The organism is Enterobacter sp. RHBSTW-01064, from assembly GCF_014103035.1.
GTDB lineage: Bacteria > Pseudomonadota > Gammaproteobacteria > Enterobacterales > Enterobacteriaceae > Enterobacter > Enterobacter mori.
The window spans coordinates 139,412-165,665 of the sequence record NZ_JABXOU010000007.1; the positions used below are offsets into that span (position 1 = coordinate 139,412).

At 55.4% G+C, this 26,254-nt stretch carries 27 protein-coding genes; 12 read left to right on the forward strand and 15 right to left on the reverse strand.

Annotation, left to right across the window (positions count from 1 at the left end; all coding sequences use genetic code 11):
* Positions 1-20 precede the first annotated feature (20 nt).
* From yajC to HV355_RS19560, 5 genes are all read left to right on the forward strand, one after another.
* A complete protein-coding gene (gene yajC / locus HV355_RS19540; protein WP_003021544.1) occupies positions 21-353 on the forward strand; it encodes a preprotein translocase subunit YajC in 333 nt (110 codons plus the stop codon).
* A gap of 27 nt (positions 354-380) precedes the next feature.
* Complete coding sequence (gene secD / locus HV355_RS19545) at positions 381-2,228, forward strand: protein translocase subunit SecD (protein ID WP_172701355.1); 1,848 nt, start codon at positions 381-383, stop codon at positions 2,226-2,228.
* Positions 2,229-2,238: 10 nt separating this feature from the next.
* Complete coding sequence (secF, locus tag HV355_RS19550; RefSeq protein WP_042713670.1) at positions 2,239-3,210, forward strand: protein translocase subunit SecF; 972 nt, start codon at positions 2,239-2,241, stop codon at positions 3,208-3,210.
* 141 nt (positions 3,211-3,351) lie between these two features.
* Positions 3,352-3,717 carry a VOC family protein gene (locus tag HV355_RS19555; RefSeq protein ID WP_148400296.1) on the forward strand — a complete coding sequence of 122 codons (366 nt, stop codon included), beginning with the start codon at positions 3,352-3,354 and terminating at the stop codon, positions 3,715-3,717.
* Positions 3,718-3,731: 14 nt separating this feature from the next.
* Positions 3,732-4,412: a YafY family protein gene (locus tag HV355_RS19560; protein WP_089599270.1), complete on the forward strand. Its 681-nt coding sequence runs from the start codon at positions 3,732-3,734 to the stop codon at positions 4,410-4,412.
* Positions 4,413-4,532: 120 nt separating this feature from the next.
* Here HV355_RS19560 and HV355_RS19565 read toward each other — a convergent pair whose 3' ends face one another.
* Both HV355_RS19565 and HV355_RS19570 read right to left on the reverse strand, forming a co-directional pair.
* Positions 4,533-5,417 carry a nucleoside-specific channel-forming protein Tsx gene (locus HV355_RS19565; RefSeq protein WP_010428066.1) on the reverse strand — a complete coding sequence of 295 codons (885 nt, stop codon included), beginning with the start codon at positions 5,415-5,417 and terminating at the stop codon, positions 4,533-4,535.
* A gap of 268 nt (positions 5,418-5,685) precedes the next feature.
* On the reverse strand, positions 5,686-6,225 hold the full coding sequence (locus HV355_RS19570; RefSeq protein ID WP_182403108.1) for a DUF3251 domain-containing protein: 540 nt from the start codon (positions 6,223-6,225) through the stop codon (positions 5,686-5,688).
* Between the two features lie 152 nt (positions 6,226-6,377).
* Here HV355_RS19570 and nrdR point away from each other — a divergent pair, with 152 nt between their 5' ends.
* The 5 genes from nrdR (at position 6,378) to thiL (ending at position 9,983) form a co-directional block, all read left to right on the forward strand.
* Entirely contained in the window at positions 6,378-6,827 is a 450-nt protein-coding gene (gene nrdR / locus HV355_RS19575; RefSeq protein ID WP_006176872.1) for a transcriptional regulator NrdR, read from the forward strand.
* Positions 6,828-6,831: 4 nt separating this feature from the next.
* Complete coding sequence (gene ribD / locus HV355_RS19580) at positions 6,832-7,935, forward strand: bifunctional diaminohydroxyphosphoribosylaminopyrimidine deaminase/5-amino-6-(5-phosphoribosylamino)uracil reductase RibD (RefSeq protein ID WP_120159549.1); 1,104 nt, start codon at positions 6,832-6,834, stop codon at positions 7,933-7,935.
* Positions 7,936-8,022: 87 nt separating this feature from the next.
* The gene (gene ribE / locus HV355_RS19585; RefSeq protein ID WP_006176874.1) at positions 8,023-8,493 is read left to right on the forward strand and encodes a 6,7-dimethyl-8-ribityllumazine synthase; all 471 of its coding nucleotides are present in this window, start codon (positions 8,023-8,025) and stop codon (positions 8,491-8,493) included.
* 21 nt (positions 8,494-8,514) lie between these two features.
* Positions 8,515-8,934 carry a transcription antitermination factor NusB gene (gene nusB / locus HV355_RS19590; protein WP_006809908.1) on the forward strand — a complete coding sequence of 140 codons (420 nt, stop codon included), beginning with the start codon at positions 8,515-8,517 and terminating at the stop codon, positions 8,932-8,934.
* A gap of 77 nt (positions 8,935-9,011) precedes the next feature.
* Positions 9,012-9,983: a thiamine-phosphate kinase gene (thiL, locus tag HV355_RS19595; RefSeq protein WP_148400299.1), complete on the forward strand. Its 972-nt coding sequence runs from the start codon at positions 9,012-9,014 to the stop codon at positions 9,981-9,983.
* 101 nt (positions 9,984-10,084) lie between these two features.
* Here thiL and HV355_RS19600 read toward each other — a convergent pair whose 3' ends face one another.
* From HV355_RS19600 to xseB, 4 genes are all read right to left on the reverse strand, one after another.
* Entirely contained in the window at positions 10,085-11,059 is a 975-nt protein-coding gene (locus HV355_RS19600) for an aldo/keto reductase (protein WP_120159551.1), read from the reverse strand.
* Positions 11,060-11,123: 64 nt separating this feature from the next.
* Positions 11,124-12,986, reverse strand: coding sequence for a 1-deoxy-D-xylulose-5-phosphate synthase (dxs, locus tag HV355_RS19605; protein WP_010428079.1), 1,863 nt, complete (start codon positions 12,984-12,986; stop codon positions 11,124-11,126).
* A gap of 24 nt (positions 12,987-13,010) precedes the next feature.
* The gene (gene ispA / locus HV355_RS19610; RefSeq protein ID WP_108415707.1) at positions 13,011-13,910 is read right to left on the reverse strand and encodes a (2E,6E)-farnesyl diphosphate synthase; all 900 of its coding nucleotides are present in this window, start codon (positions 13,908-13,910) and stop codon (positions 13,011-13,013) included.
* Positions 13,911-14,153 (reverse strand): exodeoxyribonuclease VII small subunit, encoded by a 243-nt coding sequence (gene xseB / locus HV355_RS19615; RefSeq protein WP_003859094.1) that lies wholly within the window; start codon positions 14,151-14,153, stop codon positions 13,911-13,913.
* Positions 14,154-14,331: 178 nt separating this feature from the next.
* On the opposite strand from xseB, the gene thiI reads away from it, so the two are divergent.
* Positions 14,332-15,780 (forward strand): tRNA uracil 4-sulfurtransferase ThiI, encoded by a 1,449-nt coding sequence (thiI, locus tag HV355_RS19620; protein WP_108415709.1) that lies wholly within the window; start codon positions 14,332-14,334, stop codon positions 15,778-15,780.
* An 86-nt stretch (positions 15,781-15,866) separates the two neighbouring features.
* Here thiI and yajL read toward each other — a convergent pair whose 3' ends face one another.
* Both yajL and panE read right to left on the reverse strand, forming a co-directional pair.
* Complete coding sequence (gene yajL / locus HV355_RS19625; RefSeq protein WP_109082404.1) at positions 15,867-16,457, reverse strand: protein deglycase YajL; 591 nt, start codon at positions 16,455-16,457, stop codon at positions 15,867-15,869.
* Positions 16,420-17,331: a 2-dehydropantoate 2-reductase gene (panE, locus tag HV355_RS19630; protein ID WP_182403110.1), complete on the reverse strand. Its 912-nt coding sequence runs from the start codon at positions 17,329-17,331 to the stop codon at positions 16,420-16,422. The genes yajL and panE overlap by 38 nt, the downstream gene beginning before the upstream one ends.
* Before the next feature lie 125 nt (positions 17,332-17,456).
* Here panE and HV355_RS19635 point away from each other — a divergent pair, with 125 nt between their 5' ends.
* Complete coding sequence (locus tag HV355_RS19635; protein WP_042320808.1) at positions 17,457-17,948, forward strand: YajQ family cyclic di-GMP-binding protein; 492 nt, start codon at positions 17,457-17,459, stop codon at positions 17,946-17,948.
* Between the two features lie 32 nt (positions 17,949-17,980).
* Here the strand turns inward: HV355_RS19635 and HV355_RS19640 are convergent, their stop codons facing one another.
* From HV355_RS19640 to ampG, 7 genes are all read right to left on the reverse strand, one after another.
* Positions 17,981-19,342 carry an MFS transporter gene (locus HV355_RS19640; RefSeq protein ID WP_182403112.1) on the reverse strand — a complete coding sequence of 454 codons (1,362 nt, stop codon included), beginning with the start codon at positions 19,340-19,342 and terminating at the stop codon, positions 17,981-17,983.
* A 149-nt stretch (positions 19,343-19,491) separates the two neighbouring features.
* Positions 19,492-20,379: a heme o synthase gene (gene cyoE / locus HV355_RS19645; RefSeq protein ID WP_010428092.1), complete on the reverse strand. Its 888-nt coding sequence runs from the start codon at positions 20,377-20,379 to the stop codon at positions 19,492-19,494.
* 11 nt (positions 20,380-20,390) lie between these two features.
* Positions 20,391-20,717, reverse strand: coding sequence for a cytochrome o ubiquinol oxidase subunit IV (locus HV355_RS19650; RefSeq protein WP_006809888.1), 327 nt, complete (start codon positions 20,715-20,717; stop codon positions 20,391-20,393).
* Positions 20,717-21,334 carry a cytochrome o ubiquinol oxidase subunit III gene (locus tag HV355_RS19655; RefSeq protein WP_100167123.1) on the reverse strand — a complete coding sequence of 206 codons (618 nt, stop codon included), beginning with the start codon at positions 21,332-21,334 and terminating at the stop codon, positions 20,717-20,719. Before HV355_RS19655 ends, HV355_RS19650 begins: the two co-directional genes overlap by 1 nt.
* Entirely contained in the window at positions 21,324-23,315 is a 1,992-nt protein-coding gene (gene cyoB / locus HV355_RS19660) for a cytochrome o ubiquinol oxidase subunit I (protein WP_089600909.1), read from the reverse strand. Before cyoB ends, HV355_RS19655 begins: the two co-directional genes overlap by 11 nt.
* A gap of 16 nt (positions 23,316-23,331) precedes the next feature.
* Entirely contained in the window at positions 23,332-24,279 is a 948-nt protein-coding gene (cyoA, locus tag HV355_RS19665; RefSeq protein ID WP_089600911.1) for a cytochrome o ubiquinol oxidase subunit II, read from the reverse strand.
* Between the two features lie 478 nt (positions 24,280-24,757).
* The gene (ampG, locus tag HV355_RS19670) at positions 24,758-26,233 is read right to left on the reverse strand and encodes a muropeptide MFS transporter AmpG (protein WP_182403114.1); all 1,476 of its coding nucleotides are present in this window, start codon (positions 26,231-26,233) and stop codon (positions 24,758-24,760) included.
* Between the last annotated feature and the right edge of the window lie 21 nt (positions 26,234-26,254).

Consider the following 26,254-nt stretch of genomic DNA (forward strand, 5'->3'; position numbering starts at 1 on the left):
TTAATAATGAGGGAATTTGAATGAGCTTTTTTATTTCTGATGCGGTAGCAGCAACAGGTGCTCCAGCGCAGGGCAGCCCGATGTCTCTGATTCTGATGCTGGTTGTGTTTGGTCTGATCTTCTACTTCATGATCCTGCGTCCACAGCAGAAGCGCACCAAAGAGCACAAAAACCTGATGAACTCCATTGCGAAAGGCGATGAAGTACTGACCAACGGTGGCCTGGTCGGTCGCGTGACCAAAGTAGCTGAAAGCGGCTACATTGCAATCGCGCTGAACGACACCACTGAAGTGGTTATCAAACGTGACTTCGTAGCTGCCGTTCTGCCGAAAGGCACCATGAAGGCGCTGTAATCCCAACTTTTCCCAAAGGGAACTGCCGTGTTAAACCGTTATCCTTTGTGGAAGTACATCATGCTGGTCGTCGTGATTATCGTCGGCCTGCTGTACGCGCTTCCCAACCTGTATGGTGAGGATCCGGCCGTTCAAATCACTGGCGCGCGCGGTGTCGCCGCCAGTGAGCAAACGCTGATCCAGGTCCAGAAAACGTTACAAGAAGAAAAAATTACCGCTAAGTCTGTGGCACTGGAAGAGGGCGCAATTCTTGCTCGCTTCGACACCACCGACACGCAGCTCCGCGCCCGTGAAGCGCTGATGGGCGTGCTGGGTGATAAGTATGTCGTGGCGCTTAACCTTGCTCCTGCAACCCCGCGTTGGCTGGCTGCGCTGAACGCAGAGCCAATGAAACTCGGTCTTGACCTGCGTGGCGGCGTTCACTTCCTGATGGAAGTGGATATGGATACCGCGCTTGGCAAGCTGCAGGAACAGAACATCGACAGCCTGCGCAGCGATCTGCGTGAGAAAGGCATTGCGTACACTACCGTGCGTAAAGAAGATAACTACGGCATGAGCATCACGTTCCGCGACAGCGCGGCACGCGACCAGGCTGTAACTTACCTGTCTCAACGTCACCGCGATCTGGTCATCACCTCTCAGGGCAGCAACCAGCTGCGTGCGGTGATGACGGATGCACGTCTGAGCGAAGCGCGTGAATATGCCGTTCAGCAGAACATCAACATTCTGCGTAACCGTGTAAACCAGCTGGGCGTGGCTGAGCCGCTGGTACAGCGTCAGGGTGCTGACCGTATCGTGGTGGAACTGCCGGGTATCCAGGATACCGCGCGTGCGAAAGAGATTCTGGGTGCGACTGCAACCCTGGAATTCCGCCTGGTTAACTCCAACGTCGATCAGTCCGCTGCTGCCTCTGGCCGTATCCCGGGCGACTCCGAAGTGAAACAGACCCGTGAAGGTCAGCCGGTTGTGCTGTACAAACGCGTGATCCTGACCGGTGACCACATCACCGACTCCACTTCTAGCCAGGATGAATACAACCAGCCGCAGGTTAACATCTCGCTGGATAGCGCGGGTGGTAACATCATGTCTAACTTCACCAAGGACAACATCGGTAAACCGATGGCGACCCTGTTCGTGGAGTACAAAGACAGCGGTAAGAAAGACGCCAACGGTCGTGCCGTGCTGGTGAAAGAGGAAGAGGTGATTAACATCGCCAACATCCAGTCTCGCCTGGGTAACAGCTTCCGTATCACCGGTATCAACAACCCGAACGAAGCTCGCCAGCTGTCACTGCTGCTGCGTGCCGGTGCGCTGATTGCGCCAATTCAGATTGTTGAAGAACGTACCATTGGTCCAACCCTGGGTATGCAGAACATCAAGCAGGGTCTGGAAGCATGTCTGGCCGGTCTGGTGGTTTCCATCATCTTCATGATCTTCTTCTACAAGAAGTTTGGTCTGATTGCGACAAGCGCGCTGCTGGCGAACCTGGTGCTGATTATCGGCATTATGTCTCTGCTCCCAGGGGCAACGCTGACCATGCCGGGTATTGCGGGTATCGTTCTTACCCTTGCGGTGGCGGTCGACGCCAACGTACTGATAAACGAACGTATCAAAGAAGAGTTGAGTAACGGTCGCTCTGTGCAGCAGGCGATTGAAGAAGGCTATAAAGGGGCGTTCAGCTCCATCTTCGATGCGAACGTAACAACACTGATTAAGGTTCTTATCCTGTATGCAGTGGGTACTGGCGCGATCAAAGGCTTTGCAATTACAACCGGTATCGGTGTTGCAACGTCGATGTTTACCGCTATTGTCGGCACCCGTGCCATCGTGAACCTGCTGTACGGCGGCAAGCGCGTCAAAAAGCTGTCTATCTGAGGAGTGCGTTGTGGCACAGGAATATACTGTTGAACAATTGAACCACGGCCGTAAAGTCTGGGACTTTATGCGCTGGGACTACTGGGCCTTCGGCATTTCAGGTTTTCTGCTGATTCTGTCCATCGTCATTATGGGCGTGAAAGGCTTTAACTGGGGTCTCGATTTTACCGGTGGTACGGTGATTGAGATTTCCCTGGAAAAACCGGTCGATATGGACCAGATGCGCGAATCGCTGCAGAAAGCGGGCTTTGAAGAGCCGCTGCTGCAGAACTTCGGCAGCAGCCGCGACATCATGGTGCGTATGCCTCCGGTACACGACGCCAACGGCAGCCAGGAGCTGGGTAGCAAGGTTCTGAACGTTATCAACGAATCGACCAGCCAGAATGCGGCAGTGAAGCGTATTGAGTTCGTTGGCCCGAGCGTGGGTGCGGACCTGGCGCAAACTGGCGCGATGGCGCTGATGGTGGCGCTGATTTCCATCCTGATCTACGTTGGCTTCCGCTTCGAGTGGCGACTGGCGGCAGGTGTGGTTATCGCGCTGGCGCACGACGTGGTGATCACCATGGGCGTACTGTCTCTGTTCCATATTGAGATTGACCTGACGATTGTGGCATCCCTGATGTCCGTCATCGGTTACTCACTGAACGACAGTATCGTGGTATCTGACCGTATTCGTGAAAACTTCCGTAAGATCCGTCGCGGTACGCCGTACGAAATCTTCAACGTGTCGTTGACCCAGACGCTGCACCGTACCTTGATCACATCCGGAACGACCTTAATGGTTATCCTGATGCTGTATCTCTTCGGTGGTCCGGTGCTGGAAGGCTTCTCGCTGACCATGCTGATCGGTGTGTCTATCGGTACGGCGTCGTCTATCTACGTCGCGTCCGCACTGGCACTGAAACTCGGCATGAAGCGCGAGCACCTGCTCCAGCAGAAAGTCGAAAAAGAAGGGGCGGATCAGCCGTCAATTCTGCCGTAAGACAGTGTCTTAGACGTTATCGAAATCCCGGTCTGTTGGCCGGGATTTTTTTTATCTGCTCCTGACAAACACTCCTGACAGTATGCTGTCAGGAGCCCTGTCGTAGACTCCTTCTGAACCCAACAACAGGCAGGAGGAAGTATGAAAAGTGTGATTAACTGGTTTGAAATTCCGGTCGCCGATATGGATCGCGCCATCAAATTTTATGAACCGGTAATGCAGGTTACGCTGAAGCGCGAGAAAATGGACGTGGCAGAGCTGGCGATTTTCCCGCACGAAGACCCGGCAACCGGCGGCGCACTGGCGAAGTTTGACGGCATTACGCCGTCGCAGCAGGGCGCTATTATTTATCTGCATACTGACAATCTGGTGGCCACGCTCGATCGTATTGCCTCTGCGGGCGGTGCGTGCGTCTTTGGTCCGCTGGAATTGCCGCGAGGCATTGGCACCATTGCCTTGTTCACCGACAGCGAAGGTAATCGCGTCGGCCTTCATCAACCGGCCTGAGAGCAAAAGAGACGATGACCCGACGCGCTGACCGTTTGTTTCAGATTGTGCAGATCCTGCGGGGCAGGCGTCTGACAACGGCAGCGCATCTGGCGGAGAGGCTTGGCGTCTCCGAGCGCACGGTTTATCGCGATATCCGCGACCTGTCTCTCTCTGGCGTGCCGGTAGAGGGCGAGGCGGGAAGCGGATACCGGCTTCTGTCGGGCTTTGACCTGCCGCCGCTGATGCTGACCAATAAAGAGTCCGAGGCGCTGATGGTGGCAATCCGTCTGCTAAAAACCTGGGGCGGAGAGTCGTTGTCTCGCGAGCTGGAGTCGGCTCAGGAGAAGGTGCTGGCGATCCTGCCCGAGGAGAGCCGACGCAAGGCGGAGCAGACGCGTATATATGCGCCGGATATTGCGCTTCAGCCCCATTCCCGCAGCGGATTTGATGTGATTCATCAGGCGATATCTGCGCAGCGCGTGCTGGCGCTGCATTACCGTGATGAGGCCGGGCAGTTAACCTGGCGTGAGGTGCAGCCGCTTGGGCTGTTCTTCTGGGGGGAGCACTGGCTGTTGGCTGCGTGGTGCGAGCGGCGCGATGACTACCGCTGTTTCCGGCTCGACAGATGCCTCAATATTGTGCAGACGGAGAGGCGGTTTAGCGAGAGTGCGGACAGGTCATTGGCGGATTTTTTGCGCAAGGTGAAGCAGTAAAAAGCCGGGTGGCGAGGTAAAAGCAAAACGGCAACGCGTGTTGCCGTTTTTAGTGTTTGTACCCTCTCCCTGTGGGAGAGGGCCAGGGTGAGGGCATCAGCTCGCACCGTCCCGCACTGATTAGAAGTTATAACCTACAACCAGGTAACCACCCCAACCGGTAGAACGAACGCTGAAATCGCCGTTACCGAAGTTCAGGCTCGCGTCGTCGTTCCACTGACCACCGTTATGCCAGTAACGCGCAACAACAGAGTAGTGCCAGTGATCGTAGTTCAGCGCCAGAATGTGGCTGGAAGCGATGGAGTCGTTGGTGCGCGCTTTCTTACCGTTCAGATCGCGGAAGTCGTTGTCGCCCAGGTCTGAGCCCCAGTCAAAGTTGGTGAAACCGATGTAGCTCAGGTTGCCACCCCACAGCTGGGTGATTGGCACAAAGTATTTCACTTTGAAACGGTAGCCGTCCCACTCGTTTTCGTTCGCGGCGCCGTAGTTCTGCCACTGGTACTTCGCGTACACGTTCATGGACAGGCTCATTGGCAGACCGGTATCGATGTCCGTACCCAGACCCATGTACCAGGTGCTCTGACGACCGGACTTGTTACGGCCCATGTCGTAGATATAGTTGTTTGCGAAGTACCACTCTTTGAACGGACCAAACGCCAGGCTGGTGCCAGTCAGCTTATCAATAGAGAAGCGTGGTTCGATCTCCATGAACAGCGGGGAACCGTGGTTCCAGATACCTTTCGCGTCGGTGTTACCACCGAAGAATACCGGTGCATCCATATAACCATAGAAATCAAACCAGTCTTTCTTGGCGAACGCTTCGTATTCCAGGTAGGTATCGTTGCGGATCTGAGGTCCGAAACGGGTGTGGTAGCTGCCAACCACGTTAACGCTCTGGTGCCACCAGTCGGAGAGGTATTGTGGTTTATCGTTTTCCGCTGCGTTAACAGTGAAAGAGGAGGAGAGTGCCAGTACAGCACCGGCTGCGAGTAATGTTTTTTTCATAATCATGCCACTGATTGAAATTCCCTTCCGGGAGTGAAAAATGCGCGATTTGCGTATCAAAATATTTCGTGTTTCTGCGGAGCCTATTATAGGAATCCTTGCTCACAAAAATATGTGTTGTTTCACATATCTCTCACATGCGTAATCGATTGCGTTCACGTTTGCGTACTTTAAACGGCCGGGATTGTAACGGCAAACATTTATGTTGCCAATCCATACGAAATGTAAATGTTAGCGGAGTGACATTTCACTCCGCTAAAAGAGGAGGTTATTGCGCGGCGGGTTGAATGTCGTGAATGCGGATAAAGCCCAGCTGTTCTGGGGGGAGCCCACTCAGCTGTAGCGGGATATCAACATCGCTCGGAGCCAGCGTGCTGGCGGGGGCGGTGAAGAGTTGGTTCTTCACGTTCACTTCCTGGTAGCTTTCCGTGGTGCCCTGAATCTGGCCCCACTCTACGGTTCCGCTGAACGCGGGAAGCGGATCGTTGGATTCGCCCTGGATGCGTAATGTTGCGCGAGTACCATCGGCATTCGCTGCAACATTCACCAGAGACATCTTTAACGTGCCAATCTGGCTGTTCAGGCGGGCAGGTGTGTTGGCACCTGGCAGCAGATAAACGCCGCTGCTGGACTTCGCATTCAGCGCATTTTGCTGGGTGATTTTCACGGTCTCTTTGTTCAGCTTGTCCATGGCCGCATTGAGCGTGTTCACGCTTTGTTTCATTTCGCGGACTTCAGTTTGCTGTGCACAGGCGCTAAGGGTAAAGAGGCTCCCCACCAGCAGAATTCTCAGGTAACGTCTTGTCATTACGTTTATTTCCTTGAAATAACGGATCGCCTTTATGGTAGCCAGTTTCATTGTGTCTGACATAGATCCTTTGTCTCAAAAAGCTCTTCCTTTGTTGTCAGGCCAGATCAGGGTAAAATGAAAATCAGTTAACCGGATTACAGGGATACCGTATGCATTGCCCATTCTGCTCCGCTGTGGATACCAAAGTCATCGACTCTCGCCTGGTGGGCGAAGGGTCTTCCGTACGCCGTCGCCGACAGTGTCTGGTGTGCAACGAGCGTTTCACGACCTTTGAAGTTGCAGAGCTGGTAATGCCGCGCGTGGTGAAAAGTAACGACGTGCGCGAGCCGTTCAATGAAGAAAAGCTGCGCAGCGGAATGCTGAAAGCCCTCGAAAAACGGCCCGTCAGCGCAGACGATGTCGAAATGGCGTTAAATCACATTAAGTCTCATCTTCGTGGCTTAGGTGAGCGCGAGGTGCCGAGCAAAATGATTGGCAACCTGGTGATGGAACAGCTGAAAAAGCTCGATAAAGTCGCCTATATCCGCTTCGCCTCTGTCTACCGCAGTTTCGAAGATATCAAAGAGTTCGGCGAAGAGATCGCCCGCCTACAGGATTAAGCCCATGCAGGACGAGATGTACATGGCACGAGCCATGAAGCTGGCGCAGCGTGGTCGTTTTACTACCCACCCGAACCCGAACGTGGGGTGCGTTATTGTCAAAGAGGGCGAGATCGTGGGCGAAGGTTATCATCTTCGCGCGGGCGAGCCCCACGCCGAGGTGCATGCCTTGCGCATGGCGGGCGAGAAGGCGCGCGGCGCAACGGCCTACGTTACGCTCGAGCCCTGCAGCCATCACGGGCGTACGCCGCCGTGCTGTGAGGCGCTGATTGCAGCGGGTGTGTCGCGCGTTGTTGCATCAATGCAGGATCCGAATCCGCAGGTGGCCGGACGCGGGCTGTATCGACTCCAGCAGGAAGGCATTGACGTTAGCCACGGGCTGATGATGCAGGACGCGGAAGCGATTAACAAAGGCTTCCTGAAGCGTATGCGTACCGGGTTCCCTTACATTCAGCTCAAGCTGGGCGCCTCGCTGGACGGTCGTACGGCGATGGCAAACGGCGAAAGCCAGTGGATCACCTCGCCGCAGGCAAGGCGCGATGTGCAACGTCTCCGTGCGCAAAGCCATGCTATTCTCACCAGCAGTGAAACCGTTTTGGCTGACGATCCGGCCATGACCGTGCGCTGGGACGAACTGAGTGCCGATACCCAGGCGCTTTACCCGCAGGAGAACCTGCGTCAGCCGCTGCGCATTATTATTGATAGCCAGAACCGCGTGACGCCGGATCACCGCATCGTGCAGCAGCCGGGTGAAACCTGGATTGCCCGCACGAAGGAAGATACGCGTGAATGGCCGGAAGGCGTGCGCAGCATCATGGTGCCGGAGCATAACGGGCATCTGGATTTAGTCGTGCTGATGATGTTGCTCGGCAAGCAGCAGGTCAACAGCATCTGGGTCGAAGCCGGGCCTACGCTCGCCGGTGCGCTCTTACAGGCTGGGCTGGTGGATGAACTGATTGTCTACGTTGCGCCTAAACTGTTAGGGCACGATGCGCGCGGCCTGTTTGTGCTGCCTGGCCTTGAAAAACTGGCCGACGCACCTCAACTCAGATTCAGCGAGATTCGTCCGGTGGGTCCGGATGTCTGCCTCCATTTAACCACAGCGTAATTGCTCCCGAAATAGGGAAGCAGTGCGCAAAGTATTATGATAAAATCCGCCCCCCTGCGGGGCCAAATGAACCCGTAAAGGAAGAGTATGAACATTATTGAAGCTGCTGTAGCTACCCCGGACGCTCGCGTCGCCATCACCATTGCGCGTTTCAACAACTTCATCAACGACAGCCTGCTGGAAGGTGCGATTGACGCCCTGAAACGTATCGGCCAGGTTAAAGATGACAACATTACCGTTGTTTGGGTTCCAGGCGCTTACGAACTGCCACTGGCGGCGGGCGCGCTGGCGAAAACCGGTAAATACGACGCGGTGATTGCGCTGGGTACTGTTATTCGTGGCGGCACTGCGCACTTCGAATACGTTGCGGGCGGTGCAAGCAACGGTCTGGCTCACGTTGCACAGGATGCTGAAATTCCTGTCGCATTCGGCGTGCTGACTACCGAAAGTATTGAACAAGCCATCGAACGTGCTGGCACCAAAGCCGGTAACAAAGGTGCAGAAGCTGCACTGACCGCGCTTGAAATGATCAATGTATTGAAAGCCATTAAGGCCTGATTTTTTTGTAAGGGGAATTCCGTGAAACCTGCTGCTCGTCGCCGCGCCCGTGAATGTGCCGTTCAGGCGCTTTACTCCTGGCAGTTGTCCCAGAACGACATCGCTGATGTTGAATACCAGTTCCTGTCAGAACAGGACGTGAAAGATGTTGACGTTCTGTACTTCCGTGAACTGCTGTCGGGAGTGGCGACTAATAGCGCGTATCTCGATGGCCTGATGAAGCCATACCTGTCTCGCCTGCTCGAAGAGCTGGGCCAGGTGGAAAAAGCAGTGTTGCGTATCGCGCTGTTTGAGCTGTCTAAACGTGATGATGTGCCGTACAAAGTGGCCATCAACGAAGCGATCGAACTGGCGAAAACCTTCGGCGCTGAAGACAGCCACAAGTTTGTAAACGGCGTACTTGATAAAGCAGCACCTGCGATCCGTCCCCACAAAAAGTGATCCGCAAACCGGAGTTCTGCATTGCCTGACGGGCAGTGCGGCTCCGGTTTTTTCTTTTATTTGCTGAGGCATAACGTATGGCATGCGGCGAATTCTCCCTGATTGCCCGTTATTTCGACCGTGTCAGAACCTCTCGTCTTGATGTTGAAACCGGCATTGGCGATGACTGTGCACTTCTCAATATTCCCGAAAAACAGACGCTGGCAATCAGCACCGACACCCTGGTGTGCGGGCGTCATTTCCTGCCCGATATCGATCCTGCCGATCTGGCGTATAAAGCGCTGGCGGTGAACGTTAGCGATCTGGCGGCGATGGGTGCCGATCCTGCCTGGCTGACGCTGGCTCTGACGTTGCCAGAGGTCGATGAAGCCTGGCTGGAAGCGTTTAGCGACGCGCTGTTTGAACAGCTGAATTATTACGATATGCAGCTGATTGGCGGTGATACCACTGCCGGGCCGCTGTCGATGACGCTGGCGATCCACGGCTATGTGCCGCTCGGCCGCGCGCTGAAGCGCTCGGGCGCAAAACCAGGCGACTGGATCTACGTGACCGGTACGCCGGGTGACAGCGCGGCAGGGCTGGCGATCCTTCAGAACCGTTTAACGGTTGGAGATGCTGATGATGCGGCGTATCTGGTGAAGCGCCATCTGCGGCCAACGCCGCGTATTCTGCACGGCCAGGCGCTGCGCGAGCGGGCAAGCTCGGCTATCGATCTCTCTGACGGGCTGATCTCCGATCTCGGGCATATCCTGAAGGCCAGCGGCGTGGGTGCGCGCGTTGACCTGGATCTGTTCCCGCTGTCGGAGCAACTGCTTCGCCATGTCGAACCTGAGCAGGCGCTGCGCTGGGCGCTGTCCGGGGGTGAAGACTACGAACTGTGCTTCACCGTGCCGGAGCTGAACCGTGGAACGCTGGACGTGGCGTTAGCGCATCTCGGCGCGAAATTTACCTGCATCGGGCAGATTATGCCGGAGAGCGAAGGGCTGAAGTTTGTGAAAGACGGTGCGCCCGTTACGCTGGACTGGAAAGGGTACGATCACTTCGCGTGAGTTTGTGCGCTCTGTATTGCCGGGTGGCGCTGCGCTTACCCGGCCTACAAATAGGGTGCGATCGTAGGCCGGGTAAGGCGAAGCCGCCACCCGGCGAGTGTTTACTTAAACCCCACCACCGGATGCTGCTGATACGGCGTCTCAAGCTCGGCAATCTGCTCCGGCGTCAGCGTGATGTCCACCGCATTCAGCAGTTCATCAAGCTGTTCTTCCCGCGACGTGCCGATAATCGGTGCGGCAATCCCGCGTTTGCTCAGCAGCCATGCCAGCGCCACCTGGGCGCGGGTTGCACCGGTATCGTCGGCAATGCCTGCCAGACGCTCGGCAATCAGCGCATCGCTGGCTTCTGTACCGCTATAGAGATTTTTCCCCACTTCATCCGATACCAGGCGAGCCGTGGTTTCGCCCCATGGACGGGTCAGTCGACCGCGCGCCAGCGGGCTCCACGGGATCACCGCCACGCCCTTCTGATGGCACAGCGGCAACATCTCGCGCTCTTCTTCACGGTAGATCAGGTTGTAGTGATCCTGCATGGTGACAAAGCGTGCCCAGCCGTGCTGTGCCTGGAGATCCAGCGCCTGGGCAAACTGCGACGCGTGCATAGACGATGCGCCGATGTAGCGCGCTTTACCGGCTTTCACCACGTCGTTCAGCGCTTCAAGGGTCTCTTCAATGGGGGTGTTGTAATCCCAGCGGTGGATCTGCAGCAGGTCGACGTAATCCATGTTCAGGCGTCTGAGACTGTCATCAATAGAGCGCAGGATCTGCGTGCGAGAAAGGCCTTCCGTCAGATCGCCTGACGGATAGTAGACTTTGGTGGCAACGACGATGTCATCACGGCGGGCAAAATCGCGCAGAGCGCGGCCAACAATCTCTTCGCTGCTGCCGTCGGAGTAGCTGTTGGCGGTGTCAAAGAAGTTAATGCCGCCTTCAATGGCGCGTTTGATAATCGGACGACTGCTCTCTTCCGGCAGCGTCCAGGCGTGGTTTCCCCGATCCGGCTCGCCAAAGGTCATGCAGCCCAGGCAAAGTCGGGAAACCTTAAGGTCCGTTTTTCCTAACGTAGTGTATTGCACGGTTCCGCTCCTGCTATTTTAAACATGAGGTTTAAGCATAGCAGGAGCGGAAAAGGGGGAGGGGTTATGCCAGCCAGCTGCGGATTTTGGCTTCGATACCTGCGGCATCCAGACCAATCGCCGCGCGGGCTTCGTCCTGGGTACCCTGCGGAATGAAATGATCCGGCAGGCCGAGGTTCAGCACCGGAACGGCTTTACGGTTTGCCATCAGCACCTCGTTTACGCCGCTGCCCGCGCCGCCCATGATGGCGTTTTCTTCCAGCGTCACCAGCACGTCGTGGCTTTCCGCCATGCTCAGGATCAGGGACTCATCGAGCGGCTTAACGAAGCGCATATCCACCAGCGTGGCATTCAGCGTTTCGGCCACTTTTGCCGCTTCCGGCATCAGCGTGCCGAAGTTCAGGATCGCCACTTTCTCACCGCGACGCTTCACCAGGCCTTTACCGATCGCCAGTTTTTCCAGCGGCTGAAGTTCAACGCCCAGGGCATTGCCGCGCGGGTAGCGAACCGCGCTCGGACCGTCCTGATAGTGGTAACCGGTAAACAGCATCTGGCGACATTCGTTCTCGTCGCTCGGCGTCATGATCACCATGTCCGGGATGCAGCGCAGGAAAGAGAGATCAAATGCGCCCTGGTGCGTCTGGCCGTCGGCACCCACGATGCCCGCGCGGTCGATAGCAAAAAGCACCGGCAGCTTCTGGATGGCAACGTCGTGAATAACCTGATCGTAGGCGCGTTGCAGGAAGGTGGAGTAAATTGCCACCACCGGCTTGTAGCCACCGATCGCCAGACCCGCCGCAAACGTCACCGCATGCTGCTCGGCGATGGCGACGTCAAAATACTGGTCAGGGTATTTTTTGGAAAACTCGACCATGCCGGAGCCTTCACGCATGGCGGGCGTCACAGCCATCAGCTTGTTGTCTTTGGCCGCGGTTTCACACAGCCAGTCGCCGAAGATTTTCGAATAGCTCGGCATACCGCCGCTGCTTTTTGGCAGACAGCCGCTGGTATGGTCAAATTTCGGCACCGCGTGGAAGGTGATCGGATCTTTTTCCGCCGGTTCGTAGCCACGCCCTTTTTTGGTCATGATGTGCAGGAACTGCGGGCCTTTCAGGTCGCGCATGTTCTTGAGCGTGGTCACCAGCCCCAGTACGTCGTGGCCGTCAACCGGGCCGATGTAGTTAAAGCCCAGCTCCTCAAACAGCGTGCCCGGCACCACCATACCTTTGATGTGTTCTTCGGTACGCTTGAGCAGCTCTTTAATCGGCGGTACGCCGGAAAAGACTTTTTTGCCGCCTTCGCGCAGCGAGGAGTAAAGCTTGCCGGAAAGCAGCTGTGCCAGATGGTTATTCAGCGCACCCACGTTCTCGGAGATCGACATTTCGTTATCGTTAAGGATAACCAGCATGTCCGGCTTGATATCACCCGCGTGGTTCATTGCCTCGAAGGCCATACCCGCAGTGATCGCCCCGTCGCCAATCACGCAGACGGTACGGCGCTGTTTGTTCTCTTTTTCTGCGGCAACGGCAATACCGATACCCGCTGAAATGGAGGTGGAGGAGTGACCGACGCTCAGCACGTCATACTCGCTCTCACCGCGCCACGGGAACGGGTGCAGGCCGCCTTTCTGGCGAATAGTGCCAATTTTATCACGACGACCGGTCAGAATTTTGTGCGGATAGGCCTGATGGCCTACGTCCCAGATAAGCTGATCGAACGGCGTGTTATAGACGTAATGCAGCGCCACGGTCAGCTCAACCGTGCCAAGCCCGGAGGCGAAATGGCCGCTGGAGCGGCTAACGCTGTCGAGCAGGTAGCGACGCAGTTCGTCGCACAGCTTCGGCAGGCTCTCTTTCGGCAACAGGCGTAACTCCTGGGTGGAGTCAACTAACGCCAGTGTCGGGTATTTGGCAATATCAAAACTCATCAAAGGCTCATCGAGATAGGTTGTTTATTTATCACGCTGGATTATGTAGTCCGCTAGCGCTTCCAGTGCCGAGGTATCCAGCGATTGCGCGGCCAGCTGATTTAGCGACTGGCGGGCATCCTCTATCAGGTCCCGGGCTTTACGTTGGGCTTGCTCAAGACCCAGCAGGGCGGGGTAGGTACTTTTGCCAAGCTGCTGGTCCGCACCCTGACGTTTACCCAATGTTGCAGTATCGCCCACCACATCCAGAATGTCATCCTGAACCTGGAATGCCAGACCGATACTTTCTGCGTATCTGTCCAGAATCGGCAGGGCTTTACGCCCGTCTTCACCCGCGCTCAGCGCGCCCAGGCGAACGGCTGCACGAATGAGCGCCCCCGTCTTATGGCGATGAATGCGCTCCAGCTGTTCCAGATTAACCTGACGACCTTCCGCCTCTAAATCCAGTGCCTGACCGCCGCACATCCCGGCGACGCCGCTGGCCATTGCCAGTTCGGAGACCATCGCCAGACGGTCGCGATCGGCCACTTCCGCCATCGGTGCATCGCTTAAAATCGAGAATGCCAGCGTTTGAAGAGCATCCCCCGCCAGAATGGCATTCGCCTCGCCAAACTTAATGTGGCAGGTTGGCTGACCGCGACGCAGATCGTCGTCGTCCATGGCCGGGAGATCGTCGTGGATCAGCGAATAGGCGTGGATGCACTCCACGGCGGCTGCCGGGGCGTCCAGCGTGTTATCGCTGATACCGAACATATTCCCCGTGGCGTACACCAGGAACGGGCGCAGGCGCTTTCCACCCAAGAGTGCGCCATAGTGCATGGCTTCAACCAGTGGAGTGTTCTGAAAAGGCTGCGGTTCAATGAAACGGCGCAGGGCATCATTGGCGCGAACAACGCGCGCCTGAAGCGCGTTAGCAAAATCCATTTACTCGGCGTCCGGTGTGAAAGGCGTGGTTTTCGCGTCTTCGCTGTCGGAAAGCAGGATCTGCACGCGCTGCTCGGCCTGCTGTAGTTTAACCTGCCCCTGGCGCGCCAGCTGCACGCCACGTTCGAATTCGTTGAGCGCGTCTTCCAGCGGGAGATCGCCGCTCTCAAGACGGGTAACTATCTGCTCCAGCTCACTCAGCGCAGTTTCAAAACTGGCCGGTGCGTCGTTCTTCTTCGGCATAGTGAATTGACTCTTATATTCTTCGCCCCATCATGGTAACGGACTCGGGGCAATTATCAAATAACGCGAGCGGCGCGATGGTGGTATACTTGCGCGCCTGGATGCAGCCACGGGTGTGGGCTGCTGTATCATTTTCCATTACAAGCCTTAATACGCTTGCCTAAGAAACATTGCCGCCATGAAGTTTATCATTAAATTGTTCCCTGAAATCACCATCAAAAGCCAATCTGTGCGTTTGCGCTTTATTAAAATTCTCACCGGGAACATTCGTAACGTATTAAAGCACTACGACGAAACGCTCGCCGTGGTGCGTCACTGGGACCACGTGGAAGTGCGCGCCAAAGACGAAAACAAACGTCTTGATATTCGCGACGCGCTGACCCGTATTCCGGGGATCCACCATATCCTTGAAGTGGAAGATGTTCCATTCAGCGATATGCACGACATCTTCGAAAAAGCGCTGGTTCAATATCGCGATCAGATCGAAGGCAAAACCTTCTGCGTGCGCGTTAAGCGTCGCGGCAAGCACGAATTCAGCTCCATTGAAGTGGAACGCTACGTGGGCGGCGGTCTGAACCAGCACGTCGAAACGGCGCGCGTGCGTCTGACCAACCCGGACGTGACCGTGAACCTGGAGATCGAAAACGATCGCCTGCTGCTGGTAAAAGGGCGCTATGAAGGCATCGGTGGCTTCCCAATCGGCACTCAGGAAGACGTATTGTCGCTGATCTCCGGCGGGTTCGACTCCGGCGTCTCCAGCTATATGCTGATGCGTCGCGGCTGTCGCGTACACTATTGTTTCTTCAACCTGGGCGGCGCGGCGCATGAAATCGGCGTTCGTCAGGTGGCGCATTACCTGTGGAACCGCTTCGGCAGCTCCCACCGCGTGCGTTTTGTGGCGATCAACTTCGAACCCGTGGTCGGCGAAATCCTCGAAAAAGTGGACGACGGCCAGATGGGCGTGGTGCTGAAGCGCATGATGGTACGTGCGGCGTCTAAAGTGGCTGAACGCTACGGCGTGCAGGCGCTGGTGACCGGTGAAGCGCTGGGCCAGGTTTCCAGCCAGACGCTGACCAACCTGCGTCTGATCGACAACGTGTCTGATACGCTGATCCTGCGTCCGCTGATCTCCCACGATAAAGAGCACATCATCGATCTGGCGCGCGAAATCGGCACCGAAGATTTTGCCCGCACCATGCCGGAATACTGCGGCGTGATCTCAAAAAGCCCAACCGTGAAAGCGGTGAAGGCGAAGATCGAAGCGGAAGAAGAGCACTTCGATTTCGGCATTCTGGAAAAAGTGGTGGCGGAAGCGTCCAACATTGATATCCGCGAGATTGCCCAGCAGACCGAGCAGGAAGTGGTTGAAGTGGAAACCGTGAGCGGTTTCGGTGCTAACGATGCGATTCTGGATATCCGCTCTATCGACGAGCAGGATGACAAGCCGTTGAAGGTTGAAGGCGTGGACGTGGTTTCTCTGCCGTTCTACAAGCTGAGCACCAAGTTTGGCGATCTCGACCAGAGCAAAACGTATCTGCTGTGGTGTGAGCGCGGGGTGATGAGCCGCCTGCAGGCGCTGTATCTGCGCGAGCAGGGCTTTGCGAATGTGAAGGTGTATCGCCCGTAGTTTCTCGCCCGGTGGCGCTTCGCTTACCGGGCCTACGGTACCGTGCATTTGTAGGCCGGGTAAGGCGCAGCCGCCACCCGGCTTTTTTATTCGTAATAATTATAAATCCCCGCTGGCATCACCAGCGACGATGCCACTTCGTACGCTTTCTCGCGTCCGACAAGCAGGTCAATAATCTTCAGCGCAAAATCAATCGCGGTGCCTGGCCCCTGGCTGGTGAGCAGGTTGACGCGCGGATCCCAGACCACGCGTTTATCCACCCAATGCTCTTCAGGGATCGTATCCTTAAGCCCAGGGAAGCCGGTCATGTTGCCGATGGGAAAGATATCGTGCGGCACCAGAACCGTTCCTGCTGCGGCACAGATAGCCGCGACGATGCGGCCGGATAAATGAAACTGACGCACGGTTTCAACCAGCAGCGGGCTGTCGCGAAAACATTCCGCACCTTTCAGGCCGCCGGGCAGGACGATGATGTCGTAATCTCCGTCAGCCACCTGTACCAGCGGTGCATCTGCCAGGATTTTCACCCCGCGTGAACAGGTGATTGCCAGATTACCGTCGCTGGCGACGCTGGCGGTGGTGACCTTAATGCCGCCACGCACCATCAAATCGATAGTGGTGACGGCTTCCATCTCTTCGCTACCAGGGGCGAGGCAAATCAGTGCTGACGCGCTCATATTCACTCTCCTTACGTTTAACCAGGTCATACAGTCGGGCGTTTTCCGGCACCGCGATGCCGTGCGCGCGGGCGCGTTTTAGCAGATAGCCAGTGATGTAGTCGATCTCCGTGTGGCGTAAAGCCCGAACGTCCTGCAGCATCGAGGAGATATTTTCTGCCGTACTATCAATAACCTGCTCGACATAATAACGTAAATCATCTGCCGAGGTATGCAGGCCTTCACGTTCAATCACCGAGGCGACTTCTTCACACAGCGCGGCAATCTCCTGAGGATGGTTTTTTAGCTCACCGTTCGGGCAGTCCCACAGCGCCGTCAGTGGGTTGATCACGCAGTTCACCGCCAGTTTGCGCCACAGCTGAGGGCGGATGTTGTTGTGCCAGGCGACGTCTGGCAGCACTTTCTGTAACACGTCCGCCAGATAACTGTAGTCGCCGTCCTGCTCGCGGGCCGGACCGATATGGGTCACGCCGCTCGCAACATGCACGATGATATTGCCATCGCGCCGCGCCGCCTGAGTCGTGGTGGCCATCAGCAGCGGCTGCGTGATGCTCTTGAGTTCATCAATGGTTCCCATGCCGTTATGCAGCAGCAAAATGGGGGCTGTGGGGGGGAGCTGCGCGGCCAGCGCTTTTACCGCATCGGAAACCTGCCACGCCTTGAGCGTCACCAGCAGCAGGTCGCTTTGCGCAAGGAAATCAGGATCATTGGCGGTAAGGGATTCGTTAAAGATACTTCCGTCTTCATCAATCAGGTTTACACTGCAATAGGGCTGGGGCACGCGCAGCCAGCCCTGTACCTCATGTCCGTGCTTACATAGCGCGGTCAGCCATAGCTGACCCAGGGCTCCGCAACCGAGCACTGTAATTTTCATTGTTCCTCCTCACCTGCAACTGCGCCAGGTGTTACGGCCTAAGTATAGCGCCGTCGACTATGCTTTTGAGTTATGCCTTGTTGCGGGTATTATGCAACGCAACAAAAATGAAGGGAGAAGAAAAGATGCCATCTTTCGATATTGTTTCCGAAGTTGATATCCAGGAAGTGCGTAACGGCGTGGATAACGCAAGCCGTGAAGTTGAGTCACGTTTCGATTTCCGTGGCGTTGAGGCGACGTTTGAGCTGAACGACGCAAATAAGACTATTAAGGTGCTGAGCGAGTCTGATTTCCAGGTCAATCAGCTGCTCGACATTCTGCGCGCCAAGCTGTTAAAGCGCGGCATTGAAGGTACCTCGCTGGACGTGCCGGAAGAGTTTGTCCACAGCGGCAAAACCTGGTTCGTGGAAGCGAAGCTGAAGCAGGGCATTGAGAGCGCGGTGCAGAAGAAGATCGTGAAGCTCATCAAAGACAGCAAGCTGAAGGTGCAGGCGCAAATCCAGGGCGAAGAGATTCGTGTGACCGGGAAATCTCGCGACGACCTGCAGGGCGTGATGGCGCTGATCCGCGGCGGCGATCTGGGACAGCCGTTCCAGTTCAAAAACTTCCGCGATTAAGACAAAAATGCCCGGTTCAACCGGGCATTTTTTTAAGCTTTCAGGGCCTGCTCCACCTCGAAGCGGTTGGTCACCTTGCTGTCTATTTTAACGTAAGCGCTACGTTCCTCCGGAACTATCAGCACTTCAGTCACGCCTTCTTTTGCTTCCAGACGCTGTTTGAGCGCATCACTGACGTCGACCTCTTCCGGAATTTCCACGCGCAGGCTGCTCACGTAGCGCGGCTCTTTCATGGTACTGGCAACCAGCAGCCAGACCATCGCCAGCAGCGCACCGGCGAGAAACACGGTTTGCGAATCAAACAGGCCGTCCACCCAGCCGCCGAGCGAGCCGCCAATGGCAACCCCGATGAACTGGCTGGTGGAGTAAATGCCCATTGCAGTACCCTTATAGCCCGCCGGAGATTCTTTACTGATAAGCGACGGCAGCAGCGCTTCCATCAGGTTAAACGCCAGGAAGAACAGCTGTACGCCAGCAACCAGTTCCCAGAAGTGCGGGCCGGAGCCCCAGAGCACGATCTCGGCAACCAGCAGCAACGCCACGCAGCCCACGAAAACGCGCTTCATCTTGCGCTTCACTTCGGCGTAGATGATAAACGGCACCACGGAGACAAATGAGATCAGCATCGTCACCAGATAGATTTTCCAGTGCTCGGCGGCAGGGAAGCCCGCAGCGGCAAGCTGGCCGGGCAGGGCGACGAAGGTGGACATCAGCAGAATGTGCAGGCACATAATACCGAAGTTCAGCTTGAGCAGGCGCGGCTCGACAATCACCTTGCTGAAGCAGCCTTTCACCATTCCGGATTCACGGTTCAGAACGTGGTTTTTGCTGTCCGGCACCACCCACAGCGTAAGCGCGATCCCGATGGTCGCCAGCACGGCAATCATCCAGAACAGGGCGTGCAGCCCCAGTTTGTGGGTGATGATAGGGCCGAGCACCATCGCAATCGCAAACGTCACGCCAAAGCTGACGCCGATAAAGGCCATTGCCTTGGTGCGGTTCTGCTCGCGGGTGAGATCTGACAGCAGCGCCATCACGGCGGCGGCAATCGCGCCGGAGCCCTGCAGGGCGCGGCCAAGAATAATTCCCCAGATGGAGTGGGAGAGGGCGGCAATTACGCTACCAAATACAAAGACCAGCAGACCGCCGACAATCAGTGGTTTACGACCAACGCGGTCTGAGAGCAGACCAAAGGGGATCTGAAAAACCGCCTGCGCCAGTCCGTAGATGCCAATGGCCAGACCAATCAGCGCTTCGCTGGCTCCCTGTAGCGCCATGCCGTACGTGGTCAGAACAGGCAGGACCATAAACATGCCAAGCATCCGTAGCGAGAAAACAGTCCCTAAACCCCAGGTCGCGCGTAGCTCGCCCGGCGTCATTTTATAATCGTTCATTGCCACCTCAGTTCAAAAGCAGGCCATAGTGTAGTGCGGGGAAGGGGCGGGGTAAATAAAGGGTTATTTAACAAATATTACATGCGTTATTAATGGATTCAGTGAATAAAAAAGGGTGCCGAAGCACCCCTTTATTCACCTGTTTTGGCTTACCAGACGTAAGTCAGCAGGTTGTGTGAATCCGGCACCATGAAGTCCACGGACATCATCACGGACAGCGAGGTGATGGCCACAATCGAGAACACAAACAGTTTGCGCGCCCAGACTTTGTCATCTTCCACTTTGTAACCGCGCAGCGCCATGCCGAGCCACCAGACGCTCACTGCAGCCGCCACCACCAGATATTTATACCCGGCGTAGCCGCCCAGAGAGAGCATCAGCGTTGCCACAGCAAAGGCGATGATGTAGAGCGTGATGTGGTTCTTGGCAACGGAAATGCCCTTCACGACCGGCAGAACCGGAATGTTCGCTGCCTGATAATCCTTAAAGCGGAAAATCGCGATGGCATAGGAGTGCGGCATCTGCCACAGGCTAAAGATAGCCAGCAGGATCAGCGCACCGCTGTCGAACTCGTTCGTGACTGCGCAGTAGCCAATCACCGGCGGCGCAGCGCCGGAGAGAGAACCAATCAGCGTGCCGTAGACGGAGTGACGCTTCATATACAGGCTGTAGACGCCCACATACACCACGAACCCCATCACCCCCAGCCAGCAGGCCAGCGGGTTAGCACCAAACCACAGCAGCATAAAGCCAGCAATACCCAGCAAGGTGGCGTACACCAGCGAGACGGAAGGGGCGATCAGGCCTTTCACCAGCACCCGATTTTTGGTCCTTTCCATCTTCTTGTCGATATCCATGTCGATGTAGTTGTTAAATACACAACCGGACGCAACAACCAGTGACACACCGACCAGCGTGTAGATAAAGAGGGTGTAATCAATGCTGCCCTTAGAGGCCAGCAGGAACCCTCCGATCACGGAGATCAGGTTGCCAAAGATGATGCCTGGTTTCGTTACTTGCAGGTATTGCTTAAACATACTCGCCGCTCTTAGTGAACCATCATGTTGTAGTTAAGGTTCCACATAATCCAGATGGAACCGACTACCAGGATAGCGATGATAATCACGGTAAAGATAAAGGCCGTCATATTCCAGCCTTCATCGGACTTGGTGTTCATGTGCAGGAAGCAAACCAGATGCACCAGAATCTGAATCACAGCGGTTACCAGGATTGCGCCCAGGATAACCGGCTTAGACGCAGAACCGTTCATCACCATCCAGAACGGGATCACCGTCAGGATGATCGACAGGATGAAACCTGTCATGTAGGTTTTTACGCTGCCGTGGGAAGCGCCATGATCGTTTGAATGACTCATTACATCGCCCCCATCAGATAGACAACAGAGAACACACAGATCCATACCACGTCCAGGAAGTGCCAGAACAGGCTCAGGCACATGATACGGGTACGGTTAGTGCTGGTCAGGCCGCGACGGGATACCTGGAACATCAGTACCGCCATCCAGATCAGACCAGAGGTCACGTGCAGACCGTGAGTACCGACCAGCGCGAAGAACGCGGACAGGAAGCCACTGCGATCCGGACCGAAACCTTCCATGATCAGGTGATGGAATTCATAGATTTCCATCCCGATAAATCCAGCACCAAACAACCAGGTTAACGCCAGCCAGGAGACAACCTGGCTCTTGTTGTTTTTGTACATGGCGATAGCCGCCATGCCGTAGGTGATGGAGCTGAATAACAGCAGTGCGGTTTCAACCAGAACGAACGGCAGTTCAAAGATGTCCTTACCGGTCGGGCCGCCCGCTGTGCCGTTCACCAGAACGGCATAGGTTGCGAACAGACAGCAGAACAGAATGCAGTCGCTCATCAGGTAGATCCAGAAACCGAAGACTTTCATCGGTCCTGTATCGTGGTGCGCATGGTCAGCATGCGCGTGGGCAGTTGAGTGCGCCAGAGTATCAGTTGCCATTTTTCAGCCCCGCTTTAGAAATCTCGTCGAAATGCTGATTTTCCAGCTTTTCAACTTCACGGACTGGTACGTAGTAGTCCACGTCCTCGTCAAAGCTCTTCACAATCCAGCTGATTACGATGCCGGCGAAGCCAACAATCGCCATCCACCAGATGTGCCAGATCATTGCGAAACCAAATACCGTTGCGAATGCGGCAATCACGATGCCCGCGCCGCTGTTTTTCGGCATGTGGATCTCTTCGTAATGAGCAGGTTGCTTGTACGCTTCACCTTTTTCTTTCATTTCCCAGAATGCGTCGCGTTCATGGATCTGCGGCACAACGGCAAAGTTATAGAACGGCGGTGGAGAAGAGGTCGCCCACTCCAGCGTACGGCCACCCCATGGGTCACCGGTCAGGTCACGGTTCTGGTCGCGGTCGCGAATAGACACATAGAACTGAATCAGCTGAGACGCGATACCACAGGCAATCAGCACTGCGCCGCCCGCTGCAACCATCAGCATTGGGTGGAACTGCGGATCGATCTGCTGGCTCAGACGACGGGTCATGCCCATGAAGCCCAGCACGTACAGCGGCATAAATGCGACGAAGAAGCCGATGATCCAGAACCAGAACGCGCGTTTACCCCATTTTTCGTTCAGCGTGAAGCCGAACGCTTTTGGCCACCAGTAGGTTACGCCAGCGAAGCAGCCGAAGACTACGCCACCGATGATAACGTTATGGAAGTGCGCAATCAGGAACAGACTGTTGTGCAGCACGAAGTCAGCACCCGGTACCGCCAGCAGTACGCCGGTCATCCCACCTACGGAGAAGGTCACGATGAAGCCGATGGTCCACAGCATCGCTGAGTGGAACACGATACGGCCCTGGTACATGGTGAACAGCCAGTTGAAGATCTTCACCCCGGTAGGGATGGCGATAATCATGGTCGTAATACCGAAGAAGGCGTTTACGTTCGCGCCCGCACCCATGGTGAAGAAGTGGTGCAGCCAAACGATGAACGACAGAACGGTAATACAGACGGTTGCCCACACCAGAGAGGTGTAACCAAACAGACGTTTACGCGAGAAGGTTGCCGCGATTTCGGAGAACACACCGAAGACCGGCAGAACAAGGATGTACACTTCCGGGTGACCCCAGGCCCAAATCAGGTTGATGTACATCATCATGTTGCCACCCATATCATTCGTGAAGAAATGGGTGCCCAGGTAGCGGTCCAGGGTCAGCAGCGCGATGGTGACAGTCAGAATTGGGAATGAAGCAATAATCAGGATGTTGGCGCACAGAGATGCCCAGGTAAATACCGGCATCTTGAACATGGTCATGCCAGGGGCACGCATCTTGATAATGGTCACGAAGAAGTTGATACCGGTCAGGGTCGTACCGACACCGGAGAGCTGAAGCGCCCAAATCCAGTAGTCGACGCCAACGCCCGGACTGTACTCAATTCCCGACAGCGGCGGGTACGCCAGCCAGCCGGTCTGAGCAAATTCGCCCACACCCAGTGACAGGTTAACCAGGATAACGCCGACAACCGTGAACCAGAAGCTCAGGTTGTTCAGGAACGGGAACGCCACGTCGCGCGCGCCGATTTGCAGCGGAACGACAACGTTCATCAGACCGATAACCAGCGGCATCGCCACGAAGAAGATCATGATAACGCCGTGGGCGGTAAAGATCTGATCGTAGTGGTGCGGCGGCAGGAAGCCGGCTTCACCCGCCGAGGCGAGCGCCTGCTGGCTACGCATCATGATCGCATCCGCAAAGCCACGAATTAACATGACGATACCGACGATGCAGTACATGATGCCGAGTTTTTTGTGGTCAACCGAAGTCAGCCACTCATTCCACAGGTAGCTCCACTTACCGAAGTAAGTGATCAAGCCCAGTAAGGCTGCGCCACCGATGATAATTGCAGCCACCGTAACCACGATAATGGGTTCGTGGTAGGGCACTGCATCCAGTGTCAATTTTCCGAACATTTTCTTCCTCGGCCCCTTAGTGAGCGGTTTCCGCGTGGCTCATGTCCATGCCTTCCATACCTTCGTGCGCGCTGTGCTCGCCTTCAGGCTGGGTCATGTCCATGCTCTTGCCGTGATCCATAAATTTGCCAATAACGTCTTTAAACAAATCTGGTTTCACGTTAGAGAAGTACTCCACCTTGTTGTATTCGCTAGGCGTAGCCACTTTTTCGAACGCCGCCATGTCAGACATGGTGTTTGTAGACTGCTTCGCTTTTTCAACCCACTGGTCGAAAGCGGCACGGTCTGGCGTTGCGATAGCTTTGAACTTCATACCTGAGAAGCCCGGGCCGCTATAGCTGGCGGAGATACCATCATAGGTGCCTGCTTCATTCGCGATCAGGTGCAGGTTAGTCTGCATACCGGCCATCGCGTAAATCTGGCTACCCAGACGCGGGATGAAGAAGGAGTTCATTACGGAGTTGGAGGTCACTTTGAACTGAACCGGAGTGTTCGCCGGGAAGGCGATTTCATTCACGGTAGCAATGCCCTGCTCTGGATAGATGAAGAACCATTTCCAGTCCATGGAGACCACTTCAATGGTAATAGGTTTCTCATCGTGAACCAGCGGTTTGCTTGGCTCAAGTGCGTGAGTGGTTTTCCAGGTCAGAACGGCAAGGAACAGGATGATCAGAATAGGTACCGTCCAGACCACAGCTTCCACTTTATTGGAGTGTGACCAGTTAGGGCTATACTTCGCATCTTTATTGCTCGCACGATACTTCCAGGCGAAACCAACTGCCATCAAAATGGCTGGAATAACCACAATCATCATCAGGCCAAATGCCGTCAGAATCAGTGAACGTTGTTCCAGTCCAATCTGTCCTTTGGGGTCTAGTAGTGCAGAATCGCAGCCACTGAGTAATACAGTGCCCGCGAATAATGACAACCATCCCAAACTTTTATTGTATTTCCCGAGTCTCATTTAACGACCTCAATTCCACGGAGTCTGGTGGCGTTTAAAGTGTGGGGGCATTTTACGGGAAGGTTACATTACTGTAAACATCATTAGGCCTGTGTCAGGAAGGTGTTACTGGGTTCTGCCGCACATGTCACAAGTGTTGCAAATTATGTCGCTTTTTAAGACATAAGCCGCATGGCGCGGGCTTTATAACGAAAGGACCCCCAAGCATACCCTAAAAGGGGCAATTGGTATAACCATTGTTAAAAATACACAAAAAATTAACAATTAATTATCAATAAAAAGACAACTAAAAAACGAAAATTCAATGTTTCAAATGCTGAATCGTTTAATGAGAAAATAGAGTTTGGAATTGACTCCAATAATTTCCAGAAGCTATCCCGCACAAAACAACAAATATTTTTTTTCGCGATTGTCGGTTATTCCACCGTTATAATTTCACTTCGTGATTACAACGGGAAATAACCTTTCGTTTTTTTCTTCAGCTCATCTGCGTTTTGCGCAATGCCAGAAAATCGAGAAGTCCCCCGATCAGGATCCCGGCGATGGCGAGCAGGGCACCCACGTCGAGCAGGAGCGTTTCAAGCGGGAGCGTCAGAGAGGTGGTTGCATTAATGATGAGTACGACAAGCCACAATCCCAGCGCAAGGCACCCCACCGTTAACAACCGTAAGGCAAAACGGTAGGCGCGGTGATATTCGGTACGCGGCATAAAGTGTTCAGTACGCTGGGTATATTCCAGCGTCTGACGACACACCAGCAGCAATAAAATCCCCGGCACGGCGGCAACCACCGAGAAGAGATAAAATGTCGGCCAGCCGTGGGCTTCAACGAACCAGCCTGCAATGGGGCCGACGTAAACGCGGCCCACGGCGGAAAGTGCTGAAAGCAGGGCAAACTGCGTGGCGGAAAATGATTTGTTGCACAGGGTCATCAGGAGGGCGACAAAGGCTGCCGTTCCCATTCCGCCGCAGAGGTTTTCAAAGAACACGGCTGCCGCCATGCTGATCGTATGCTTATCGGAAATCGACAGCAGCCAGTAGCCCGCGTTCGACGCCCCTTGCAGGATGCCGAAGATCAGCAGGGCGCGGAACAGCGTCAGCCGCTGCATCAACACGCCGCCGTACAAGGCGCCGACGATAGTTGCAAACAGTCCCAGCGTTTTATTCACCACGCCAACTTCCCCGGCATCAAAACCGACGCCGCGTATGAGGAAGGTCGTGGTCAGACTCATGGCAAAGGCATCGCCGAGCTTATACAGGACAATCAGCAGCAAAATCAGCCAGGCATTGTTACGGCCAAAGAAATCACGCAGTGGTTCAGCGACGGCCTGCTCCAGCGAGCGTGGAACCGGGATCACATCGCTCGGTTCAGGCGCGAACAGGGTGGCAATAATGCAGGGGATCAGCAATGCGGCCATCAGCCAGTACATGCCCTGCCAGCCGAGATAGCGGTCAGCAAGCCACAGTGCGAGTCCACCGGAAACCAGCATGCCCAGTCGATAGCCCAGCACGCTGATGGCGGCACCCGCACCACGCTCTTCCGCAGGCAACACGTCCGTTTTCCAGGCATCGAACACGATATCCTGCGACGCGGAACAGAAGGCAATCACCACCGCAAGCGCCGCCATCCAGCGCAATTGCGTGGACGGTTCGAGGAAGCCCATAGCGGCAATGGCCAGCAGTAACAGCACCTGCGTCATGACCAGCCAACCGCGACGCCGCCCGAGGAACGGCGGCGTATAACGGTCCATCACCGGAGACCAGAGGAACTTAAAGACATAAGCCTGGCCGACAAGCGAGAAGAAGCCGATGGTTTTGAGATCGATATTCTCGACGGTCATCCACGCCTGTAAGGTGCCGGAGGTGAGCGCGAGGGGTAAACCGGAGGCGAAACCGAGGATCAGCAGAATGGCTGATTTCGGTTGCTGGAAAATGCGTAAGTAGTGACTGGACATGTTTTTATTGAAACTGACCCG